Consider the following 13,792-nt stretch of genomic DNA (forward strand, 5'->3'; position numbering starts at 1 on the left):
TCGACTCCTACCTGGACCGGGTGCGCGGGAAACCCGTCGCCGTCAGCCGGAGCCGGGCGGGCCGGGCGCCGGGGCGATACGGGCCTCCAGGCCGCCGATCCGGTGGACAGGCCAGGAGCGGGCGTAGCCGGGCGGTGTGCCGCCGGGCCCGGTGAGGGCGGCGACCGGAACGCGGCCGGCGGTGCGCAGGATCTCGGCGGCCGTGGTGTTCTCGTTGTTCCCGGCGGTCGCGCCGGAGGAGCAGCCGGTGTAGTAGCCGATGGGGATCGCCTCGTGGCCGGTGATCAGACAGGGCGGGCGGACGCCGAGCCGGTGCAGGTCACCGGCCGTGCGGGCCCAGTCCCGGCGGCTGTCGACATTGCGGTCCACGGTGTGCACGAGGACGGTCAGCTGCACCGTGAGGTGACCGGCCAGGCCGAGCGCGACCAGGGTCCTGACGGCCGGCCGCCACTTTCCGCGCGGTGCCGTGACCAGGTACCACAGCGCGTCGGCGACCGGGATCGCGAGCAGGGCGTAGGCGGGCTGGAGGAAGCGGGGCGCCGCGTACTCGATCATGAACAGGTAGGGCAGGGCGACGGTCGTGGCGCAGGCCAGCGGCACCACGGTCCGCAGGGTGCGGCGGGCCCGCACGGCGACGACCAGTCCGAGGACGGCGAGCAGCGGCAGGACGAACCACCACAGGGTGATCACCGGGTGGGGCATCGAGCCCGTGCACGGACGGCACAGGGCGCGCCCGCCCAGGCTGCGCAGCTGGTCGTCGACGGCGATGTCCAGGCCGAGGCCGCCCTGGATGCGGGAGGCCTCGGCGAGCCGCTCCCGCAGGCCGCCGAACGCGGTGTACGCCTCGACCACCCACGGGATCCCTCCCGCCAGCAGACCGCCGGCGAGGGCGAGCAGGGACCGTCCGTGCCGGCCGGCCAGGGCGAGGAGGAGGAGCGGGAGCGTCGCCCAGACGGCGTCGGTGGGCCGCATCCAGGCCATGAGCGCGGCCCCCGCCGCCACTCCCCACAGGGGGGCGCCGGACGAGGGGTCCGCGCGGTGGCGCAGGAAGCAGCCGACGGCGGTCAGCGCGCCGACGGCGACCCAGTAGTTGGGCATGGCCTGGGGGCCGTAGAAGAGCGTGATCCACAGGGAGGCGAAGAAGGCGCCGGCGGTGACCAGGACCCGGACGGGGAACAGGCCGCGCCAGGAGCGCAGGGCCAGGAAGAGGGCGAGGCCGGAGAGCAGGGCGAGGTAGACGCGCAGCAGGACGGTGGACTCGGACCAGGACGCGACGGGCGCCACCAGCAGGGACACCCCGCGGGAGCGGGGGGCGCTGAAGAAGGCGGCCGGGTGGTGGGAGGTGACCTGGCTGGTGTAGACGATCTCGTCCCAGCCGAGGCCCAGCACGGGGCGGACCAGGGCGAGTTGGGCGAGGGTGAAGACGACGGCGAGCACCGCGAGCGGGCGGGTGCCGCCGCGCGGTGACGGGCCCGGTCCGGCCCGCCGCTCGCGCTTGCGTATGCCGGTGAGAAGGGCACCGGTGCCGTCGCTCATCGTCCGTCCCTCATTCCCGCGCGTCATCGGGTCCCGGGTCCCACGGGCCCTGCGCTCTGAAGGACGGGTTCCGGGAAACCGGCGTTCCGGAGATCACCGACAAACTAACCCGCGTGCGGCGGGCCCGCAGGACGGGATACGGCCGTCCTGCGGGCCGGGGCGCGAACCGGAGGCTGCCGTCGTCCCAGCGCATGCCGCCGAACCCGGCGACCAGGGCGGTCCAGGTGCCGGCCAGGGAGGCGATGTGGAGTCCGTCGCGGGTGTTGTGCTCCAGGTCCGCGAGGTCCATCAGGGCGGCCTCGGCGGTGTAGGCGTGAGCCAGGTCCAGGTGGCCGGTGCGGGCGGCGAGGACGGCCTGGACGCAGGCCGACAGCGAGGAGTCCCGTACGGTCAGGGGCTCGTAGTAGGCGAAGTCGCGGGCGATCTGCTCCTCGCCGAAGGCCTCCTCGAAGTAGCCGGCGCAGGTGTGCATCGCCAGCACCAGGTCCGCCTGCTTGATCACCTGTTTGCGGTAGAGGTCGAAGTAGGGGAAGTGCAGCATCAGCGGGTACTGGTCGGCGCGGGTGCCGGCGAAGTCCCAGCGCTGGTAGCGGGTGAAGCCCGCGTGCTGTTCGTGCACGCCGAGTTCGTCGTTGTAAGGGAGGTGCACGGCTTCGGCGGCGTCCCGCCAGCCGGCGCTCTCCTCCTCGTCGACGCCGAGGGCCGCCGCGGCGTCGGGGTGGCGTTTGCAGGCGTCGGCGGCGGCCAGCAGGTTCGCGCGGGCCATGAGGTTGGTGTACGTGTTGTCGTCGGCGACGGCGCTGTACTCGTCCGGTCCGGTGACGCCGTCGATGTGGAAGACGCCCCGGTCGTCGTGGTGGCCGAGGGAGCGCCAGAGGCGGGCGGTCTCCACCAGCAGCTCCACGCCGGTGTCGCGTTCGAAGCGCTCGTCGCCGGTGGCCTGGACGTAGCGCACCACGGCGTCGGCGATGTCGGCGTTGACGTGGAAGGCGGCGGTGCCGGCCGGCCAGTATGCGGAGCCCTCCGAGCCCTCGATGGTGCGCCAGGGGAACGCGGCTCCGCGCAGGCCGAGTTGGGCGGCGCGCTCGCGGGCGACGGGAAGGGTGGTCTGCCGCCAGCGCAGCGCCTCGGCGGCGGCGTCCGGCGCGGTGCAGATCAGCAGGGGCAGCACGAACACCTCGGTGTCCCAGAAGGCGTGACCGTCGTAGCCGGAGCCGGTCAGCCCCTTGGCGGGTATCGCGCGCCGTTCGGCGCGGGCCCCGGCCTGCAGGACGTGGAAGAGGGCGAAGCGGACGGCCTGCTGGATCTCCTCGTCGCCGTCGACCTCGACGTCGGCGCGGGCCCAGAAGTCGTCGAGGTAGGAGCGTTGTTCGTCGAGGAGCCCCTGCCAGCCGCTGTGCGCGGCGGCCGCCAGCGCCGCCTCCACCTGGTCGCTCATCGCGGGCCGGGAACGGGCGCCGGACCAGCCGTGGGCGACGAGCTTCTCCACCCGCAGCCGCTGTCCCGGCTCCAGGACGGAGGTGACGGTGAGCCGGGCCATGTCCGTGTTGCTCTCGCAGCCGGTGGTGGTGCGTTCGGGGCCGTCGACGATGTGGTCGGCGGCGACCGCGACCCTGATGCCGCTGCGCCGGGTGCGGTGGACCAGGCGAAGCCGGTGGTCCTCGGCGAAGTCCTCCTCGGGTTCCAGCGGGGACTTCAGGGCGCGTGCGGCGCGCGGGTCGCCGTCCGGTCCGGGCAGGCTCTCGTTGGTGACGAGTTCGGACTGCAGCACCACGCGGGTGCGGCTGTCGACGGGCTCGACCTCGTAGGCGACGGCGGCGACGGCCCGTTGGGTGAGGGAGACCAGCCGGGTGGAGCGCACCCGGACCGTGGAGCCTGCCGGGGAGGTCCATTCGCAGACCCGCTCGAGGACGCCCCGGCGCAGGTCCAGGGTCCGCTCGTGGCTGACGAGGCGCCCGTAGCGCAGGTCGAACGGTTCGTCGTCGACCAGCAGCCGGATCACCTTGCCGTTGGTGACGTTGATGACCGTCTGGCCCGACTCCGGGTAGCCGTAGCCGGCTTCGGCGTAGGGCAGGGGGTGCAGTTCGTGGACGCCGTTGAGGTAGGAGCCGGGCAGGCCGTGCGGTTCGCCCTCGTCGAGGTTGCCGCGCCAGCCGACGTGGCCGTTGGACAGCGCGAACACGGACTCGCTCTGGGCCAGGACGCCGAGGTCCAGGCTGTGTTCGCGCACGGTCCACGGTTCGACGGCGTACGCCCGCTGTGTGATCACTTGTCGTCTCCGAGTTCGGCGAGGTCCGTCACGACCCGGTCGGCGCCGTGCGCGTACAGCGCGTCGGCCTGGCCCACCCGGTCCACGCCGACGACGTATCCGAAGTTCCCGGCGCGGCCCGCGTCCATGCCGGCCAGCGCGTCCTCGAAGACGGCGGCCCGGGACGGTTCGACGCCGAGATCCGCCGCGGCGGCGAGGAAGGTGTCGGGCTTCGGCTTTCCCGGCAGGCCGCGTTCGGCGGCGACCACACCGTCGATCCGGACGTCGAAGAGGTCCTCGGCACCGATCGACCGCAGGACGTCACGGCAGTTGGCGCTGGAGGAGACGATCGCGGTGCGCAGCCCGCGGGCGCGGACCGCGGCGAGGTAGCGCAGGGTGCCGTCGTAGGCCTCCACGCCGTCGGTGCGGATCCTCTCCAGCAGCAGTTCGTTCTTGCGGTTGCCGAGGCCGTGCACGGTGCGGGCGTCGGGCGGGTCGCCGGGTTCGCCGTCGGGCAGTCCGATGCCTCGGGAGGCGAGGAAGGTGCGGACGCCGTCGGCGCGCGGGCGGCCGTCGACGTACTCGTCGTAGTCGGCGTCGGTGAAGGGCCGGAAGGCGTCGCCGTCCCGTTCGCGGAGGAAGGCGTCGAACATCTCCTTCCAGGCGGCCGCGTGGACGACGGCCGTCTTCGTGACGACGCCGTCGAGGTCGAAGAGGCAGGCGAGGATGTCATCGGGCAGACCTGGATCCGTCATACGGGACACCGTTCCCCGGTACGGGGCCGGACAGTGGGTGGCGCGGGCCACATGGCGGCGGACCGCCCGCTTCCCGGGTGACACACTCTCCCGTGTGGCACTGACCTTCGACGACCTCCTCCGCCGTGCCCGTGCCCTTCCGCGGGGCGGCCGGCGCGCGATCCTCGGCATCGCCGGCAGTCCCGGCGCGGGCAAGTCCACGCTCGCGGAGCGGATGGTGCGGGAGCTGAACGGCACCGGGGAGCCGTGGGCCGCGCACGTCCCGATGGACGGCTTCCATCTCGCCGACGCCGAACTCGACCGCCTCGGCCGCCGCGACCGCAAGGGCGCCCCGGACACCTTCGACGCGGCCGGGTACGCGGCGCTGCTGCGGCGGCTGCGCGAGGAGACGGACGACGACGTCGTGTACGCCCCGGGCTTCGAGCGGACACTGGAGCAGCCGCTCGCGGGCGCGCTCCCGGTGCCGCCGGCGGCCCGGCTGGTGGTGACGGAGGGCAACTACCTGCTGCTGGACACCGGCGCCTGGGCTCGGGTGCGGCCGCACCTCGACGAGGTGTGGTTCTGCGACCTGGACGGGGAGGAGCGGGTGCGGCGACTGGTGGCCCGGCACGAGGAGTTCGGCAAGAGCCACGAGGAGGCGGTGGCGTGGGTGCTGCGCACGGACGAGCGCAACGCCGCGCTGGTGGCCGCGACACGGGACCGGGCCGACCTCGTGGTGCCGGGGTCCGCCCTGCCGGGTGCGGGCGCCGGGGCGTAGGACGGGCGGGCGTCCGGTGCCCGGGGCCGTCCCGGCCCTCGGAACCGGCTGGACGCGATCCGGAGCGGTGCCGCAGGCTCTGGGGCATGATCAGAACAGCCACCGTGAACGACATTCCCGACATCCGCGCGATGATCCGTGAACTCGCCGCCTACGAGAAGGCCGCCGAGCAGGCACGCGCCACCGAGGAGCAGCTGCGTCGGGCCCTGTTCGGGGAGCACCCCGCCGCGTCCGTCCTGATCGCGGAGGACGACGGCACCGGCGAGACCGCCGGGTTCGCGCTGTGGTTCCCGCGCTTCTCGACCTGGACCGGCACGCGCGGCCTCCATCTGGAGGACCTCTACGTCCGTCCGCACGCCCGGGGTTCCGGACACGGCAAGGCACTGCTCGCCGCCCTCGCGGCGATCTGCCGGGAGAACGGCTTCGAGCGCTTCGAGTGGATGGTGCTGGACTGGAACGAGCCGGCCATCGGGTTCTACGAGTCGCTCGGGGCGGAGCTGCTGGACGAGTGGACGGGGTGCCGGCTGACCGGCACCCCGCTCGAGGAACTCGCCGCGCACGCCCCGGCCGTCGTGCACCGGGCGCCCTGACACCCGGAGGACGGCACGCCGGACGACGGCCGTCCGGGGCGCTGTGCGACGGCCGGCCCCGGGCCCGGCGTGAGGTCGGCCGGGCCAGGCCGGGGACTAGTCTCCCGCTCGCCGGAAGCCCGCGGCGCTCACGTGCGGCATGACGCTGCTCGCCACGCGGAAGCGGCCGTTGGGGACCTCGGAGGACCGGCGGACGTGCACGGCGAGCGGGCCCGCCCACTCGTAGCCGTGGCGCGCGGCGTGCCGGGCCAGCCGGTCGGTGAGCGCCTGGCCCACGCGGCTGCCGCGACGGGTCAGCTCCTCGTGCACGGGTGCGGCCAGTTCCACGTCGTAGGCGTTGGGGACCATCACCCGGCCCGCCCGGCACACCACGGCGTGACTGTCGCACTCACGCCGCAGGGCGTCGACGAGTTCGACCGGTTCCCGGCCGGACAGTCGCGCCCGCAGCGCCTCCCATCGGTTCTCCAGGGCGTCTTCCAGCGCGCTCAGGGCGCTCATGCTCTCACCTGCTCGGGACGTGGTCGGGGCGGGGAACGGTGGGTGCGCTCTAGCGTTCCTGGAAGTCGTCGGGCTTGATCTCGGCCTCCTCCAGTGCCTCGCGCATCGTGCGGCCGGTGCCGCCCTGCTCGCGTGTCTCCTTGTCCTGCGGCTGTTCGACGACGTCGTCGGTGTCCCGGGTCTTCGGCCGGTTCTCCTCGGGGACGGTCATGTCCGGTGGCTCCTGGTGTGTCGGGGGTCTGCGCTTCGCTGTGCCGTCGGGTTCCCCCGGGAGGCGCGGGTATCCCCGGTGGAAAGGTCCGGTGTGCTCCGGTGAGCGGCCTGGTCACCACGGTGGGTGGGCTATGTTGAACTCCCGTGGGAGACGAAGGAGGCGCACCGGTGCGATCGCCGCAGCAGGCACGCGCACAGGCATCCGCGATCACCTCGGGGAAGGCGGGCCAGGACCCGGAGGTGTCCCCGACGGCCCAGCTCCGCACGCTGTTCGACCGGCCCCGGCTCTCCCCCGGCCAGCGGCGCATCGCCCAGTACCTGATCGAGCACATCGCCGAGGCGGCGTTCCTGTCGATCACGGATCTCGCGGAGCGGGCGGGGGTGAGCCAGCCCTCGGTGACCCGGTTCGCCTCGGCGGTCGGCTTCAGCGGTTACCCCGCGCTGCGGGAGAGGCTCCAGTCGATCACGCTCGGCACCCGCTCCGGCGGCCTCGCCGAGGAGGTCCGGGGCAACGAGCTGCAGGCGGCGGTGGACGCCGAGATCGAGAACCTGGAGAACCTGCGGCGGGACTTCGCCGACGCCGACCGGTTCATCGAGGTCGGCCGCCGGCTGTCCGCGTCCGTTCCGCTCACCGTGCTCGGGCTGCGCATCTCCGTCTCCCTGGCCGAGTACTTCGCCTACGCCGCCCGCCGTATCCACCCGGACGTCCGGCTCGTGACGCTGGGCGGCAGCGTCGCCTACGACGCGCTGCTGCAGTCGCGGGAAGCGGGCGGCAGCTGGGTGCTGGCGTTCTCCATGCCGCGGCACGCCCAGGAGACCCTGACCGCGGTACGGGTCGCCCGCAGCGCCGGGCTGAAGGTCGCGCTGATCACCGATCTGGCGCTGGGCCCGATCGTGGACGAGGCCGACGTCACCTTCGCCACCGGCACCGGATCCCGGCTGGTGTTCGACTCCTACGCCGCTCCGGGCGTGATGTGCGCGGCGCTGCTGCAGGCGATGACGGACGCGGATCCGGAGCGGACGCAGGCCCGGCTCGACGAGTACGAACACGTCGCCGACGAGCACCAGTTCTTCCTCAAGGACTGACCCCGCCAAGACCACTTGCCGGAGAACGACTCCGTCAAAGCACGCATGAATGTTTTCATACGTCTTGCAAACCGGATTGCATATATAAATACTGCTCACGGATCACGGCCCCGGCCGCTCAGCACGGGGCGCCTGCACGGACACCTCACGCCGCCGGCACCTACCCGCTCCGGCGGCCGGGGTGTTCGGCCGGGCATCCCCTGCCCGGCCACTCGGGGCGGCCCCGGTCATCCCCTAGGCCGGGGCCGCCCCACTCCGTCGTCCGACCCATACGACGCCGTACACCCGGAAGCGATGACCATGCCCCTGACGACCACGCGACTCGGTCCCGACTGGCCCTGCCAGGTCAAGGCCCCCGGCAGCTACGACTGGGAACGCTCGGCGGCCAGGTGGCTGCGTGAACTGGTGCCCGCGCGCTACGCGAGCTACCCGGCGTTCGTCCGGCACCCCGTCCTGCTGGCCCGGCACGCCCAGATCCAGGTCGAACACGAGATCCGGGTGGTCCGCACCGCCCTGCGGACCGCCCGGTCCGACCTGCCCCGGGCCGGACTGCACGAAGGGGTCATCGAGCACACGATCAAGCTCTACGCCGCCGAGATCACGCAGCTCCAGCACATCGCCCGCGGCATACGGGCGGTCACCCGGGCCCTGACCGAATCCGGCCGCTGACCACGGTTCCCCGTCCGGTGCGCACATCATGCCCCCTGGTCAGGGCCCTGCGCGGATTCCGGGCGAGCAAGCCGGTCAACGAACCGGGAGACGTGTGCGATGCTCATCGCGTGATGAGGGAGCCCATTGTCCCGGTGGGACCCGGAGCCGCGCCGGACCTGGCGGAACTGGCCAGGGTCGTCGCCCGGCAACGTGCCGAGATGGACCGGCTGCGCGAGCAGGCCGCGACATCGGCCGTCGTGGAGCGGGCCAAGGGCGTCGTGATGGCGCTGAGCGGATGCTCCGCCGACGCCGCCGGCGAGACCCTGCTCCAGCGCGCCAAGGCGGCCCGCCGCACCCTGCTGGAGGAGTGCTGGATCACCCTGGGGGAACTGGCGCCCGCCCGGTCCGGTGAGCCGTCCGCCGAGCCGCCCGCACGGCCGGCCGGGGAGACCGGGGACGCGACGGCCGGCCTCCCCAGGACCGGCCCGCCGCCGGTGTCCTCGGCCCCCGACGACGTCGCCGCCGCCCTGAGCCGCCTCGCCCGGGTCCTCGTGCGCACCGGCACCCCCCAGGAGCTGGCCCGGTGCCTGCTGGAACACCTCGGGCAGGACCTGGCCGCGGACTCGGTCATGATCTACGCCCGCCGCGCCGACGGCGGCCTCGAACTGCTCGGGCACGCCGGGATCGACGAACGGCTGGCCGCCCGGTGGCGTCAGGTGCCCCCCTTCGACGGGGTCGCCGCGCTGGCCGCCCTCGAGTCCGGTGAACCCCTCTGGCTGGAGGACTTCGGCCAGGACAGCACGCGGTACCTGCTGATCGGCGACCCGCCCGGACGGTGGCGCTCGCGCGTCTGGCTGCCGCTGCCCGGCGAGGAGGGCCCGGGGATCTGCGTCGGTGTGCTGCGCGAGCGCTCCGGTCCCTTCACTCCGCGCGACCGCGCCCACCTGCGCGGAGCGGTCCGGCTCTGCACCGGCCGGCTGCGTACGTTCACCGCCCCGTCCGAGCCCGCGGCCGACCCGCTCCCGGACGCCGTACGGGCGCTGTTCGCGGCGCTGCCGGTTCCGGCGATGCTGCTGACCCCGCTGCGCGGCCCGTCCGGCGGGACCGAGGACTTCCGGGTGGACGCCGTCACGGCGCAGGCGGCCGACGTCCTGGGCGGCACCGGGGGCGATCCGGCCGGGCGGCGACTGCGGGAGGTGCGGCCCGACCTGGCCGGCACACCGGTGTGGCGGGGCTGTCTGGACACCCTGGCCGGCGGGGGGACGTACGAGAGCGAGCCGTTCGCCCACCAGGAGGTCGTGAACGGCGCCACCGAGCTGACCACATACTCCGTACGGGTGACTCGGCTGGAGGACGCGCTGGTCGTCACCTGGGGCCGGCACGCCTCCTCCGACCGGCAGGAGCAGCGGCTCGCCGACCTTCAGCGGCTGGGCAACCTCGGCTGGGCCAACTGGAACCTGACCACGTCCGAGGCTTCCTGGTCGTCGCAGGTCTTCGCGGTCCTCGGCCGGGACCCCGCGGACGGGCCCGTCCGGCTCGCCGGCCTCCCCGCGCTCGCGGTGCCCGAGGACCGGTCCGCGCTGAGCCACGCCGTCGACGCCCTGATCCACGAGGGACTGCCGCTGGACGCCCCGTTCCGGGTCCGCGGCACGCGCGGTGTCCGGCATCTGCGGCTCGCCGCCGAGGCGGTGGCCGATCTGCACGGCACGCCCGTCGAGGTGCACGGCTTCGTGCAGGACCTGACCGCGCGGCGGCGGGCCGAGCTCGCCCTGGTGGAGACCGAGCGGGCCATCGTCACCCAGCACGACGTGCTCCAGGCCGAGCGGTCCCTGGTCGCCCGGTTGCAGAACGCCCTGCTGCCGCTGCCCGATCGGGTGGTCGACCTGGCCGGACTGCGCGTCGAGGTCGCCTACCTTCCCGCCCAGGCCGGCATACACGTCGGCGGCGACTGGTTCAGCGCCATCGAACTGCCCGACGGCGACGCCCTGTTCGTCGTCGGCGACGTCGCCGGGCACGGGATAGGCGCCGTGGCCACCATGGCGCAACTGCGGTTCACCGCCAAGGGCATGGTCATCACCGGCTCCTCCCTGACCGGCGCGCTCGCCCGGCTCAACACCCTGCTCCTGCACTCCGGGGACAGCCACGGCACCGCGACCATGGTGCTGGCCCGCTACCGGCCGGCGGAGCGGCGTCTGGTCTGGGCGCAGGCGGGACACACCCCGCCCCTGCTGCTGCGGGACGGCGAGGCGACGTATCTGCGCAGGCCCAGCGGCATCCTCCTCGGCGGCACCACCACGCCCCGCTTCGAGGAGGCCGAGTGCCGTCTCGAACCGGGTGACCGGATCCTGCTGTACACCGACGGTCTGGTGGAGCGGCCCCCGGAGAACATCGACGTGGGTCTCGGGCGGCTGGCCGAGGCCGCGGCGGCGCATCCCGGTGACGCGGCCGGGTCCCTGGGCGCGCTGCTGGAGGCGATGCTGGAGGACGAGCGCCGCGACGACGTGTGCGTGCTGGACATCCGGGTGCCGAAGGAGCGGTAGCCCCCTCCCTGGTCAGCCGGTGCGGGACTCCAGCGCGAGGCGGGTGTCGTCGCCGTAGACGCCGGTCTCGTCGCCCCGGATGCCGTACCAGAGCTGGAAGCGGGCGACGGCGGCGGAGAGGGCGGCGTCGTAGCGGCCGTCGGTGGCGCCGGACCGGTAGACGTCCGGGACGCGCAGCAGCCGCTCCTGGAGTTCGGTCACCTCGGGGCCCGAGTCGCCCTCGCGGAGGAATCCCCGCCCGGCGGGGGCGGGCGGGGCCGGGGTGACGGGGGCGGTCGTGGACGGACGCGGGCCGGGTGCCGCGCGGTCGCCGGCGTCGCGTTCCACGAGCAGGAGCGCGCCGCCGAAGCCCGCCACCGCGGCGGCGGCCACGGCGAGTGCGAGGGCGGTGCGGCGGATCCCCGAGGCGTGCCGGGCCGCGGGTACGGGCGGGAGTTCCTGCGTCCGGTCCTCGGCTCCGGCGGGCTGTGGCACCGGCTCGTACCCGCCCCGCTCCTCCCGCTCGAACTCCCGGAACAGCTCGGCGAGTGCGTCGGTGCGACGCGGGCGCAGGACGCGGACGGGTTCGAGGGGCGGTCCCTCGTGCGGCCGTTCCGGCCCGGACGGTGTCGTCACGTCGCTCTCCTTCCGTGCCGTGCGCGAGGGGTCGGTCCGCCTGTGCGGAGAGATACGTGACGGAGGGGCCCCGGGTTCAGGCGGCGTGCAGGAAGCGGCGCAGGGACGCCGTCACGGCGGACACGAACGCCTCCCGTCCGGTGTCGTCGAGGGCGTCGAGGGACAGGTAGGGGTTGAGGTCCTCCAGTTCGACCAGGAGCAGTCCGCCGTCCGGCGCGCGGCAGGCGTCGACGCGCTGGATGCCGTGGTCGAGGGTGTTCCAGTCGATGAAACCCTGGGCGAAGTCCAGGTCGTCCCGCGTGGGTTCGTACGGCTCCAGCTCCCAGCGGCGCTCGGGGCGCGGGGCGCGGAGGGCGTACTGGAAGTCGTGGTCGACGAAGTAGAAGGAGACCTCGTAGGCGAAGTCGATGTGCGGCTGCACCAGGACGTCCCCGTCGACGTGGTCGCGCACCTCGCCGGCGGGGACGACGCGCAGGCCCATGGAGTCGGCGCCGAGCCGGGGCTTGACCACGTACCGCTCCGCCGCGGGGAGCCGGTGCAGGTCCTCCGGCCGGTCGACGGTGGGGATCACCGGACGGCCGGCGGCGGTCAGGTCGAGCAGGTACCGCTTGCCGGCCATGTCACCCCTGCCGGTGAGCGGGTTGTAGACCGGTGTGCCGGTCGCGGTGGCGCGCTCGCGGAAGGTGTCGTAGGCGTCCCGGTACGCCAGCACGGGACCGCTGTTGCGGACCACGACGGCGTCGAAGCCGTCCATCAGGGCGACGGCGTCCCGCGGATGGCACAGGGCGAGGTCGAGGTGCTCGCGCAGCCGGGAGGTGAGGAAGACATCCTCGTCGCCGTAGCGGCGTCCGCGGGCCGGGTAGGCCAGGTCGGTGACGTACAGGACGCGGGGACGGGCGGACGGCATACGGGCTCCTCGGGGACGGCGGTGGCCCGATCATAGGAACGACCCGGGCTCACCGCCTCGGCGGCACCGGGTTCCGCCCGGCGTGCACCGGGTGCCGCCGACGACAACGCGCCGCGGCCCGGGCCGCGCTCGGACGTGGACGCCCGCCCGAACGCGAGGGTACGGAGTGCCTTTACGGGTGGCACTGAGTGCCATACTCTGTGACTGTGCACGGTGGCAGGGCGCACCGGCACGCGCGTGCCGGGTGACCGCGCACGCGGGATTCCGGCCGAGTGCAGGGAGTTGACCAGCGTGTACCACCTCTCAGGAAGCGTCGCTCAGCAGGCAGCCGGCTCCACGACGGGTGTCCTCGATCACCGGGGCGAGGACCACGCGGAGGCCATGCTCTTCCAGCGCTGCACCTGGTGCGGCACCACCATGTACCACCGGCTGCTCTGCCCGGTCTGCCAGGGCAGCGACCTGCGCACGGAGCGCAGTGAGGGCGTCGGTACGGTCCGCCATTCCACGGTGCTGCACCGCAACACCCCGGCGGCCCGCAATGTGTCCCTGATCGAGATGGCCGAGGGGTTCGTGGTGCGCGGCCGGGTCATGGGACCGCCCATCGGCATCCACGGCGGCGACCGGGTGCGGCTGTCGACGGCCAAGGACCCGGTGCGCGGCGAGCCGGTCTTCCAGCTGGTGGACGAGCCGTTCCGGGCCTGGACCTGACGGTCCGCCGGCCCGCGCTTCAGAGGGTGATGCGGATGCCGACCGTACCGCTCGGGCCCCGGCGAAGGCGGCTGCCCAGCAGGGTCAGCCGGCCGATGAGGCCGTACTTGCGGGCGAGCAGCCTCCGGTAGCGGGCGGTGGTGGCCGGGTCGCAGATCTCCGCCGTGGCGGGGACCTGGTCACCGGTCGGGTTGCCGCGTACGTCGCAGGGGCCGACCAGGACGTCGGCGCGGGCGCGGATCCGCTTCACCTTCCACGAGTCGGCGACGGTCCACACGCCGAGCGCGTCACCGTCCCGCACCACCCACACCGGGGTGGCGACGGGTGTGCCGTTCCTGCGGTAGCTGGTGACCAGCAGATACTTCCCCGCACCGAGCAGGTCCCGCGACGCGTCGTCCATGCGGGAAGTCTAAGCAGGTCCGGCGGCGTTCCGAAGGTGCGCGGGACCGTACCGAGGCCGGGTACGTCCGTCCTGCGGTACGACTCCTCGTGGGTCCGCTCCTCCCGGGCCCGCCGGGCACCGGACTCCTCGGCCATGCCGAGGCAGGCGTCGGGGCCGAACGAGCCGCGGGTGGCCGCGGCACTCGTCAGCCGCGGGCACCGCCCGCGCGCTCCACGGCGTCCGCCGTCCGCCGGACGGGATCATGCCCGGGCTGAACACGCCGGGCCGCGGGCCCGTATGGGAAGA

14 protein-coding genes are annotated in these 13,792 nt (G+C 73.8%); 6 read left to right on the forward strand and 8 right to left on the reverse strand.

Going from position 1 to position 13,792, the window contains the following annotated elements:
• Nucleotides 1-42: 42 nt before the first annotated feature.
• From IH50_RS0119765 to IH50_RS0119775, 3 genes are read right to left on the reverse strand one after another with little or no spacing between them, the layout of a single operon-like run.
• Entirely contained in the window at nucleotides 43-1,536 is a 1,494-nt protein-coding gene (locus tag IH50_RS0119765) for a hypothetical protein (protein ID WP_030863683.1), read from the reverse strand.
• 10 nt (nucleotides 1,537-1,546) lie between these two features.
• Nucleotides 1,547-3,805, reverse strand: coding sequence for a glycoside hydrolase family 65 protein (locus tag IH50_RS0119770; protein ID WP_234328204.1), 2,259 nt, complete (start codon nucleotides 3,803-3,805; stop codon nucleotides 1,547-1,549).
• Complete coding sequence (locus IH50_RS0119775) at nucleotides 3,802-4,539, reverse strand: beta-phosphoglucomutase family hydrolase (protein ID WP_030863688.1); 738 nt, start codon at nucleotides 4,537-4,539, stop codon at nucleotides 3,802-3,804. The genes IH50_RS0119770 and IH50_RS0119775 overlap by 4 nt, the downstream gene beginning before the upstream one ends.
• A 94-nt stretch (nucleotides 4,540-4,633) precedes the next feature.
• Between IH50_RS0119775 and IH50_RS0119780 the strand changes: the two genes are divergently transcribed.
• Nucleotides 4,634-5,296: a nucleoside/nucleotide kinase family protein gene (locus IH50_RS0119780; RefSeq protein ID WP_030863690.1), complete on the forward strand. Its 663-nt coding sequence runs from the start codon at nucleotides 4,634-4,636 to the stop codon at nucleotides 5,294-5,296.
• Nucleotides 5,297-5,382: 86 nt separating this feature from the next.
• Nucleotides 5,383-5,886: a GNAT family N-acetyltransferase gene (locus IH50_RS0119785; RefSeq protein ID WP_030863693.1), complete on the forward strand. Its 504-nt coding sequence runs from the start codon at nucleotides 5,383-5,385 to the stop codon at nucleotides 5,884-5,886.
• A 96-nt stretch (nucleotides 5,887-5,982) separates the two neighbouring features.
• Here the strand turns inward: IH50_RS0119785 and IH50_RS0119790 are convergent, their stop codons facing one another.
• Both IH50_RS0119790 and IH50_RS42065 read right to left on the reverse strand, forming a co-directional pair.
• Nucleotides 5,983-6,384, reverse strand: coding sequence for a DUF3662 domain-containing protein (locus IH50_RS0119790; RefSeq protein ID WP_030863696.1), 402 nt, complete (start codon nucleotides 6,382-6,384; stop codon nucleotides 5,983-5,985).
• A 49-nt stretch (nucleotides 6,385-6,433) separates the two neighbouring features.
• Complete coding sequence (locus IH50_RS42065; RefSeq protein ID WP_199822108.1) at nucleotides 6,434-6,595, reverse strand: hypothetical protein; 162 nt, start codon at nucleotides 6,593-6,595, stop codon at nucleotides 6,434-6,436.
• Between the two features lie 170 nt (nucleotides 6,596-6,765).
• Here IH50_RS42065 and IH50_RS0119800 point away from each other — a divergent pair, with 170 nt between their 5' ends.
• From IH50_RS0119800 to IH50_RS0119810, 3 genes are all read left to right on the forward strand, one after another.
• Nucleotides 6,766-7,683 (forward strand): MurR/RpiR family transcriptional regulator, encoded by a 918-nt coding sequence (locus IH50_RS0119800; protein ID WP_030863699.1) that lies wholly within the window; start codon nucleotides 6,766-6,768, stop codon nucleotides 7,681-7,683.
• A 294-nt stretch (nucleotides 7,684-7,977) separates the two neighbouring features.
• Nucleotides 7,978-8,352, forward strand: coding sequence for a hypothetical protein (locus tag IH50_RS0119805; protein WP_030863701.1), 375 nt, complete (start codon nucleotides 7,978-7,980; stop codon nucleotides 8,350-8,352).
• A gap of 113 nt (nucleotides 8,353-8,465) precedes the next feature.
• Nucleotides 8,466-10,874: a SpoIIE family protein phosphatase gene (locus IH50_RS0119810; RefSeq protein WP_051767383.1), complete on the forward strand. Its 2,409-nt coding sequence runs from the start codon at nucleotides 8,466-8,468 to the stop codon at nucleotides 10,872-10,874.
• Nucleotides 10,875-10,886: 12 nt separating this feature from the next.
• Here the strand turns inward: IH50_RS0119810 and IH50_RS0119815 are convergent, their stop codons facing one another.
• Complete coding sequence (locus IH50_RS0119815) at nucleotides 10,887-11,489, reverse strand: peptidoglycan-binding domain-containing protein (RefSeq protein ID WP_030863706.1); 603 nt, start codon at nucleotides 11,487-11,489, stop codon at nucleotides 10,887-10,889.
• A gap of 76 nt (nucleotides 11,490-11,565) precedes the next feature.
• Nucleotides 11,566-12,396: a hypothetical protein gene (locus IH50_RS0119820; protein ID WP_030863709.1), complete on the reverse strand. Its 831-nt coding sequence runs from the start codon at nucleotides 12,394-12,396 to the stop codon at nucleotides 11,566-11,568.
• Between the two features lie 291 nt (nucleotides 12,397-12,687).
• On the opposite strand from IH50_RS0119820, the gene IH50_RS0119825 reads away from it, so the two are divergent.
• The gene (locus IH50_RS0119825; protein ID WP_030863712.1) at nucleotides 12,688-13,104 is read left to right on the forward strand and encodes a Zn-ribbon domain-containing OB-fold protein; all 417 of its coding nucleotides are present in this window, start codon (nucleotides 12,688-12,690) and stop codon (nucleotides 13,102-13,104) included.
• Nucleotides 13,105-13,123: 19 nt separating this feature from the next.
• Here the strand turns inward: IH50_RS0119825 and IH50_RS0119830 are convergent, their stop codons facing one another.
• Nucleotides 13,124-13,504, reverse strand: coding sequence for a PPOX class F420-dependent oxidoreductase (locus IH50_RS0119830; protein ID WP_030863716.1), 381 nt, complete (start codon nucleotides 13,502-13,504; stop codon nucleotides 13,124-13,126).
• Between the last annotated feature and the right edge of the window lie 288 nt (nucleotides 13,505-13,792).

Origin of the sequence: Streptomyces sp. NRRL S-37 (assembly GCF_000721605.1) — a bacterium.
GTDB lineage: Bacteria > Actinomycetota > Actinomycetes > Streptomycetales > Streptomycetaceae > Streptomyces.

What these genes read in the sequence shown, in the direction of transcription:
- IH50_RS0119830 (WP_030863716.1), bottom strand. Translation starts at nt 13,504, where the DNA reads ATGGACGACGCGTCGCGGGACCTGCTCGGTGCGGGGAAGTATCTGCTG.
- IH50_RS0119785 (WP_030863693.1), top strand. Translation starts at nt 5,383, where the DNA reads ATGATCAGAACAGCCACCGTGAACGACATTCCCGACATCCGCGCGATG.
- IH50_RS0119790 (WP_030863696.1), bottom strand. Translation starts at nt 6,384, where the DNA reads ATGAGCGCCCTGAGCGCGCTGGAAGACGCCCTGGAGAACCGATGGGAG.
- IH50_RS0119775 (WP_030863688.1), bottom strand. Translation starts at nt 4,539, where the DNA reads ATGACGGATCCAGGTCTGCCCGATGACATCCTCGCCTGCCTCTTCGAC.
- IH50_RS42065 (WP_199822108.1), bottom strand. Translation starts at nt 6,595, where the DNA reads ATGACCGTCCCCGAGGAGAACCGGCCGAAGACCCGGGACACCGACGAC.
- IH50_RS0119820 (WP_030863709.1), bottom strand. Translation starts at nt 12,396, where the DNA reads ATGCCGTCCGCCCGTCCCCGCGTCCTGTACGTCACCGACCTGGCCTAC.
- IH50_RS0119810 (WP_051767383.1), top strand. Translation starts at nt 8,466, where the DNA reads ATGAGGGAGCCCATTGTCCCGGTGGGACCCGGAGCCGCGCCGGACCTG.
- IH50_RS0119805 (WP_030863701.1), top strand. Translation starts at nt 7,978, where the DNA reads ATGACCATGCCCCTGACGACCACGCGACTCGGTCCCGACTGGCCCTGC.
- IH50_RS0119765 (WP_030863683.1), bottom strand. Translation starts at nt 1,536, where the DNA reads ATGAGCGACGGCACCGGTGCCCTTCTCACCGGCATACGCAAGCGCGAG.